This is a genomic window from Microbacterium sp., from assembly GCF_029263575.1.
Taxonomy (GTDB): Bacteria; Actinomycetota; Actinomycetes; order Actinomycetales; family Microbacteriaceae; genus Microbacterium.
The window spans coordinates 1-6,319 of record NZ_JAJUFV010000161.1; the positions used below are offsets into that span (position 1 = coordinate 1).

At 65.0% G+C, this 6,319-nt stretch carries 11 protein-coding genes; 7 read left to right on the forward strand and 4 right to left on the reverse strand.

What is annotated here, in order from left to right; all coding sequences use genetic code 11:
• The 4 genes from Q1J95_RS13340 to Q1J95_RS13355 all read left to right on the forward strand — a co-directional run.
• The coding region (locus Q1J95_RS13340) for an MFS transporter (protein ID WP_300268343.1) at positions 1-1,063 on the forward strand (1,063 nt) is incomplete at its 5' end.
• Between the two features lie 205 nt (positions 1,064-1,268).
• A complete protein-coding gene (locus Q1J95_RS13345) occupies positions 1,269-1,613 on the forward strand; it encodes a hypothetical protein (RefSeq protein ID WP_300268344.1) in 345 nt (114 codons plus the stop codon).
• Positions 1,614-1,623: 10 nt separating this feature from the next.
• Positions 1,624-1,788: a hypothetical protein gene (locus tag Q1J95_RS13350; RefSeq protein ID WP_300268346.1), complete on the forward strand. Its 165-nt coding sequence runs from the start codon at positions 1,624-1,626 to the stop codon at positions 1,786-1,788.
• Positions 1,788-2,159, forward strand: coding sequence for a hypothetical protein (locus Q1J95_RS13355; protein WP_300268348.1), 372 nt, complete (start codon positions 1,788-1,790; stop codon positions 2,157-2,159). Before Q1J95_RS13350 ends, Q1J95_RS13355 begins: the two co-directional genes overlap by 1 nt.
• Before the next feature lie 51 nt (positions 2,160-2,210).
• Here Q1J95_RS13355 and Q1J95_RS13360 read toward each other — a convergent pair whose 3' ends face one another.
• Entirely contained in the window at positions 2,211-2,744 is a 534-nt protein-coding gene (locus Q1J95_RS13360) for a MarR family transcriptional regulator (protein WP_300268350.1), read from the reverse strand.
• Between the two features lie 89 nt (positions 2,745-2,833).
• On the opposite strand from Q1J95_RS13360, the gene Q1J95_RS13365 reads away from it, so the two are divergent.
• Complete coding sequence (locus tag Q1J95_RS13365) at positions 2,834-3,568, forward strand: hypothetical protein (protein ID WP_300268353.1); 735 nt, start codon at positions 2,834-2,836, stop codon at positions 3,566-3,568.
• Positions 3,569-3,660: 92 nt separating this feature from the next.
• Here Q1J95_RS13365 and Q1J95_RS13370 read toward each other — a convergent pair whose 3' ends face one another.
• Positions 3,661-4,017 carry a MerR family DNA-binding transcriptional regulator gene (locus Q1J95_RS13370; RefSeq protein ID WP_300268355.1) on the reverse strand — a complete coding sequence of 119 codons (357 nt, stop codon included), beginning with the start codon at positions 4,015-4,017 and terminating at the stop codon, positions 3,661-3,663.
• 53 nt (positions 4,018-4,070) lie between these two features.
• Here Q1J95_RS13370 and Q1J95_RS13375 point away from each other — a divergent pair, with 53 nt between their 5' ends.
• On the forward strand, positions 4,071-4,349 hold the full coding sequence (locus tag Q1J95_RS13375) for a hypothetical protein (RefSeq protein ID WP_300268358.1): 279 nt from the start codon (positions 4,071-4,073) through the stop codon (positions 4,347-4,349).
• Between the two features lie 9 nt (positions 4,350-4,358).
• Positions 4,359-5,024, forward strand: coding sequence for a prolyl oligopeptidase family serine peptidase (locus Q1J95_RS13380; RefSeq protein WP_300268365.1), 666 nt, complete (start codon positions 4,359-4,361; stop codon positions 5,022-5,024).
• Between the two features lie 95 nt (positions 5,025-5,119).
• Here Q1J95_RS13380 and Q1J95_RS13385 read toward each other — a convergent pair whose 3' ends face one another.
• Both Q1J95_RS13385 and dcd read right to left on the reverse strand, forming a co-directional pair.
• A complete protein-coding gene (locus Q1J95_RS13385) occupies positions 5,120-5,773 on the reverse strand; it encodes a hypothetical protein (RefSeq protein WP_300268360.1) in 654 nt (217 codons plus the stop codon).
• Between the two features lie 48 nt (positions 5,774-5,821).
• A partial coding sequence (dcd, locus tag Q1J95_RS13390; protein WP_300268362.1) for a dCTP deaminase occupies positions 5,822-6,319 on the reverse strand: 498 nt, incomplete at its 5' end.

Here is a 6,319-nt window from a genome sequence, read left to right on the forward strand (position 1 = left end):
CCAACGAGCGGATGCCGCAGGGCGCCAGAAGCTCTGGCTCGGCATCGGCACCGGGGCGCTCATCATGTGCATGCTGGGGCTGTGGTTCGTCGAGCCGACGCCGACGCTGTTCTGGTTGGGCGTGGTGCTGGTCTCGGCGGGTTCGGTGTTCGGCGAGATCGCAGCGGTGAACTCGAACGCCATGCTCGTCGGTATTGCGAACCCCAAAACGGTGGGCAAAGTCTCCGGTCTCGGCTGGGGCTTCGGCTACATCGGCGGTGTCCTCGCCCTCGTCATCGTCATCGTCTTCTACGCTTTCAACTGGTTCGGAATCTCTGACGACGGCGGCCTGCCATTCCGCATCATCGCGGTCGGATGTGCGATCTGGGCGATCGTTTTCTCCATCCCGATCTTCCTCAACGTCCCTGAGCCGTCGCTCGGGCGCCCTGAACGGCAGGTCGGCTTCTTCACGTCGTATGTGCTGCTGGTCAAGGACGTCATCGGCCTGTACCGCTCCCCCGAGACGCGACCCACGTTCTGGTTCCTTCTCTCCAGCGCCGTCTTCCGCGACGGACTCGGTGGAATCTTCGCCTTCGGCGCGATCATCGCCGGTCAGGTGTTCGGCTTCAAGTTTCTCGAGCTCGCTCTCTTCGGCATCGCCGCTAACCTGATCGCAGGCATCTCGACGATCCTCGCCGGCCGTCTCGACGACCGCTTCGGCCCGAAGCGCATCATCCTGTTCGCGCTGGGTGCGATGGTGATCGCCGGTCTCGCCGTGTTCTTCCTGGTGGATGCCGGAACCGTTGTCTTCTGGATCGGAGGCCTCATCCTCTGCGCGTTCGTCGGCCCGGCGCAGGCGGCATCCCGTTCTTTCCTGGCTCGGGTCACACCTGCTGGGCGAGAGGGTGAGATTTTCGGCCTCTACGCCACAACCGGCCGCGCTGCGAGCTGGATGGCGTCCGGTGCGTGGACGCTGCTGATCGTGCTGACCGGCGCGACTTCGTTCGGCATCCTGGGCATCATCTTGGTGCTCCTGCTCGGCTTCCTGCTCCTCTTGCCGGTGAAGTCCCAACGGGTGGCTTGAGCGGTGGCCTCGATCGATCTGGCGTTACGAGAAGACCAGCCCGCTCCCAAGAAACAGGTGTATTCATGGGCACTGTGGGACTGGTCGACACAGCCGTTCTACTCCGTCATCCTGACCTTCATCTTCACGGCGCTGTACGTACCTCACGACCGATGCCTTCCTCCCGCCGGAGATCGCAGCCCTTGACCCCGAGAGCGACGCGCATGTGTCGGCCATCGCCGGACTCACTAGCGGCCTGGGGCTCGGCTCCACCATTGCCGCCCTCGCAGTCCTGCTCCTCGCACCAGCTCTCGGCCAGCGCGCGGATGCGGCCGGGCGCCAGAAGCTCTGGCTCGGCATCGGCACGGGCGCCCTCGTCCTCTGCATGCTCGGGCTCTGGTTCGTCGAGCCGGTACCGTCGCTGTTCTGGCTGGGGGTAACGCTGATCTCGGTGGGCACGGTGTTCAGCGAGATCGCGGTGGTGAATTCCAATGCCATGCTGATCGGCATCGCGACGCCTAAGACTGTCGGCAGGATCTCCGGGCTCGGCTGGGGACGCGCGGTCCTATAGGCTCGATCACATGAGCAACGATCCAGTTGAAACTCCAACCGAACTACCGAGCTGCTACCGCTCCTTGCAGAATGCGCCTGACGCCGATGTCCGCAGCAAGCTCGTCAGCGAATTCTGGGCGCCCGAAGGCATTCGCAACGGCACCGTTCGACCGCGGTTCCAGGTAGCAGCCTGATGGATGAGATATTGCGCTATACAAGAATCGTCTGCAACGCCGACGGCGGCTCGGAGTTCGTCGATGACGAGATGATTCTCACCCAACAACACATCGCAGACGGGTTGCCGCCGATGGCGGCCTGCGGGCTGCCGTCCTCGGCGGGCACCATGTATATACGCAGCGCCGAATTGGACGGCGCACCGCATACGGCACCGCGCAGACAGTGGGTGGTGATGCTGCGCGGGGTGATGGAGGTACAGGTCACAGACGGCAGCCGCAGACAGTTCGGCCCCGGCGACCTGCTGATCGCCGAGGACACCACCGGCCGTGGCCACGTCTCGGTCGCTGTTGGCAAGCCGCCATTCGAGGCGCTGTTCGTGCCGTTGTGAGCCAGACGACAATCGACGCCGGCGAGAAGACGCCGCTCGATCGAACCCGACTCAGCTCCCCCAATTTTCGGCGAGCTTGCTCAGTAGCCTGGCAAGCTCCCGACTCTCGTCTTCAGTGAAGGATTCGAGCGCGCGCGACAGCACTTCGCGCCGCTCTCCGCGCATCCCGCGCGCGATACGGCGACCTTCGTCCGTGAGCGCGATACGCGTGCGTCGGGCATCATCGGGGTCAGCTTCGCGCTGCACGAATCCGCGCTGAACGCCCTGCTGCACAAGTCGTGAGGCGCGTGGCTGGTCAACGCCGACCGCCTCGCCGAGTGCGCTGACGCTGAGAGGCTCGGATGCCGTGGCAAGAGCCTCCAGCATCCTCATCCAAGCCGGACCCCCGAGGCGCCCGCCAGGGCCCCCCGCCCATGGCGGCGGGCCGAATCCACGCGCGCCACCGAACCCGTGTCCGTGTTGATGCTCGCCGTGCGGTCCGCCGTGGCCGTGGTTGCGTAGCCCTGGGCCCATCGGTCGCCGTCCCCGCAGGCGCGACAGCGCGTGCGCGATGGTCTCGGCGGCATCCGAGTTCTCCGTGCTCATACCCTCAACATTACATGCAACTTGACATGTATTGGCATTGCATGTCACACTACATATACATGCATAGTTACAAGCAAAGGACTTTACTCATGAACACCATCAACTCTGATGAGAACACCCGCCCCTTCGGATTCTGGCTCAAGGCCGTCGATCGCCTCATGGCAGCCGAGTTCGCCGCAGCCTTCGAATCCGAAGGCATCACGCGTCGCGAATGGCGGCTGCTGAACATCATCGACGGCACCGTTTCCACAGACCGTCGCAAGACCCCGCCCATGCACAAGCTCGGTCGGCTGATCAAGCTCGGCTGGGTGACGGATGCCGACGGCACCTGGACCCTGACCGACGAAGGCCGAGCAGCCAAAGAACGCCTCGGCGATATCGTCGACGGCATCCGCGCGAAGGTCACTGATGCGGTTCCCGCTGACGACCTCGCCACCACCATGGCCACGCTCGAGCAGCTTGCTCGTGCGTTCGGCTGGGACGAGGAGACACCTCTTCCCCGCGGACGCGGCGGACGCGGTTTCGGTCGCGGACGCGGTTTCGGTCGCGGACGCGACTTCGGACCGTTCCGACGCGGGTTCGGGCACGGCTTCGGCCACCCGGGTCACGGAGGGCCGCACCACTTTGACCACGAGGGCCACGACGCGCCCGATATGAACGAGCACGCCGGCTGCCAGCACGGCCGACCGGAAGGTTTCGGCGGCCCGCGTGGACACCGCGGCCACGGCGGCGGACACCCTCGCGCACGTTTCGCGCGCTTCGCGCAGGGCGCGTACGAGCGCGGCTTCGACGCCGGGTTCACCCGCGCGCGCGACGATCGCTAGCGAGCGCCACCCGCCAAACCCTTCCCGCAACATCTATCGAACGAAGAGCGGATGCCCCGGCATCCGCTCTTCGTCGTCACAAGCTGCGACTGCTACACGTCCTTCGTCAACGAAACCCGATCTACCACCGACGAGAGTGCCTCATGCGCCCGGGAAAGCTCGGTGATGCGATCACCCATCCGGTCACGGACCTCCGCGAGTTGATCGCGCGTGGCGCGGTGCACCTCGACTGATACATCGCTAGCGCAAGCCAGCACCGCCCTGACCAGTTCGCGATGAACGCCAAGTTCAAACAGGAGATGAGCGCTGTGCGCACGTTCGACAACGTCATCGCCATAAACGCGATAGCCGTTCGCGGCACGTTCCGACGCGATCAGCCCATGCTGCTCGTAGTACCTCAAGGAGCGCGCGCTTACGCCACTGCGCCGGCTCAGTTCACCGATCTTCATGCGAACCCCTCAGACTTGACCTTGACACGATGTCAAGCATTACCGTAACACTCATGAGTACCGCAGATGCCGTCCCCGTCGCCCACGAAGCACTGACGATAGATGAACACCGACGAACTTTCACCGTTCTCGGGGCGGCGGCGGCAGCTGCCGAGCCCAGACCTCTCGTCCTCGTCTTTCACGGCTCGCGCCAGACGGCAGACACACACCGTCGTTTCACTGGCAACGTTCTCGACCCCGTTGTCGCCGTGGGCAACGCAGTCGTCGCCTACCTTGACGGCTATAAAGGCAACTGGAACGACGCTCGTCGCGAAAGCTTCTTTCCTGCGTGACTGGAAGGCATAGACGATGTCGCCTTCACCCGCGCTGTCGTCGAGCACCTCGCCGCAAGTCACGGAATCGATCGCGACCGAGTTGTACTGATCGGATACTCGAACGGCGGACAGATGGTGCTACGCCTGCTGCATGAGACGCCAGATCTGGCCGCTGCGGCAATCATCGTCTCAGCGGCCATGCCCACTGCGGAAAGCTTCCTCAGTAGCGACGATGCACCGCCCGCTCACGCGATACCTATTGCACTCGTGCACGGAACCCGCGACAAAATCGTGCCATTCTCCGGCGGAGGGCTGAAGCCGTGGGCACGTGCGTTGTTCAAGGTCGGGGGCCGCACCCGTTCAGCCGCAGATACCGCGCTCTATCTCGCGCGACGAAATGGCATCTCGACGCCGCCAATATCCATGCCGCTCCCTTCACGGGCGGAGTCGGGTCCGACATCTGTCACCAGCATCCGCCGTCAAGAGGACGCGATTCCATCGGTCACGCTCTATGAGGTACGCGGTGCGGGCCACACGATTCCTGGGCCTCGGGCTGCGCCGCGCATCCTGGGAAGGACGAACGCCGACATCTCGCTCCTCGACCTGGTCGCGGAGACGATGTCAGAGATCGCTGAACGGCAAGCGCGGCGGGCGCGGGTCGCACGGGTGTGGGCCCGGCACGTTCGGGCCTGACGGTCGCGAGTTCGGGCCACACGCGTTTCGACACGGCGGCTTCGCGCGTGGTCACGAAGGCCACGGCTATCCGGGCGGCCCGAAGCGCGAGCGATTCAGCTGGAGAAGCCCAGGAACACCATGAAACCGACCGCGCCGAAGAACAGCACAGCGAGGCCGCCGAAGATCGTGATCGTCCAGCCGCGGTAGCTGCCGCCTTCTGTGCCCTCCGACGGCGCGACCGGAACACGCTCTGCCGTGGCTGATTCACGAAGCGCCGCCCGGCTCGACGGCACGGCAGCGTCGGGTTGCCCGGCTCGCGAGGCGCGTTCGATCTTCTCCTGCACGGTCAGAGATCCCGCGACATTCGACCCGGTGGTGCCCGCGGCATCCGATCCCGCATCAGCGCCAGTGCCGCTCGCCGCGGCATCCGCAGTCTCGTCGGCGCCATGATGGCTCCACGTCAGGCGCGGTTTCCAGGTTCGCTCAGCTGACCAGGTCGCATCCGTCGGCGGCGGCACCACATCCGACGCGGCTCCGCCAGCACGCGACCGCTCCGCGGGAGCGGCAGGCACCGATGGCGTCTCAAACGTCGGCGGCGGAGGCACCGCGAAGTCGGCCGCGGCAGACTCGGCATCCGGCACGTCGACCATCTCCGGCTTCGGAACCTCGTAACCGGGAACGACAGCGTCGACCGCTCCCTCGCCCGTGGGCGGGGCGTCCGGCTTGCCGTCCGGATTCTGCGCGTGGTCTGTGCTTTCGCCGCTCACGCTCCCGATACTACGTGCGCGCGACGCCGATAGCATCCGTTCGATGAATCAGCCGCCGAGCGACCCGACATCGGTGCTGCCGACGTCGGTGCGGTGGAAGTTCTTGAACGAGCGGGATGCCGTGGGCCCACGCTGGCCCTGATAGCGATTGCCGTACGGGCCAGAGCCGTAGGGGTTCTCGGTCGGTGAGGTCAGGCGGAAGAAGCAGAGCTGACCGATCTTCATTCCGGGCCACAGCTTGATCGGAAGTGTTGCGACGTTGGCGAGCTCGAGAGTGACGTGTCCGCTGAATCCGGGATCGATGAAGCCCGCGGTGGAGTGAGTGATGAGCCCCAGCCGCCCTAGCGAGCTCTTGCCCTCGAGTCGCGCGGCGATGTCGTCGGCGAGGCTGACCTGCTCATACGTCGCTCCGAGCGCGAACTCCCCGGGATGCAGGATGAACGGCTCATCCGGCTTCACCTCGATGAGGTGCGTGAGGTCTGGCTGATCCTCAGACGGATCGATGAAGGGGTACTTGTGGTTGTCGAAGAGGCGGAAATACCTATC

Bases quoted from the DNA above. Each gene is read 5' to 3' on its own strand.
- Q1J95_RS13375 (WP_300268358.1), top strand. From the start codon at position 4,071: ATGAGTACCGCAGATGCCGTCCCCGTCGCCCACGAAGCACTGACGATA.
- Q1J95_RS13350 (WP_300268346.1), top strand. From the start codon at position 1,624: ATGAGCAACGATCCAGTTGAAACTCCAACCGAACTACCGAGCTGCTAC.
- Q1J95_RS13365 (WP_300268353.1), top strand. From the start codon at position 2,834: ATGAACACCATCAACTCTGATGAGAACACCCGCCCCTTCGGATTCTGG.
- Q1J95_RS13355 (WP_300268348.1), top strand. From the start codon at position 1,788: ATGGATGAGATATTGCGCTATACAAGAATCGTCTGCAACGCCGACGGC.
- Q1J95_RS13370 (WP_300268355.1), bottom strand. From the start codon at position 4,017: ATGAAGATCGGTGAACTGAGCCGGCGCAGTGGCGTAAGCGCGCGCTCC.
- Q1J95_RS13360 (WP_300268350.1), bottom strand. From the start codon at position 2,744: ATGAGCACGGAGAACTCGGATGCCGCCGAGACCATCGCGCACGCGCTG.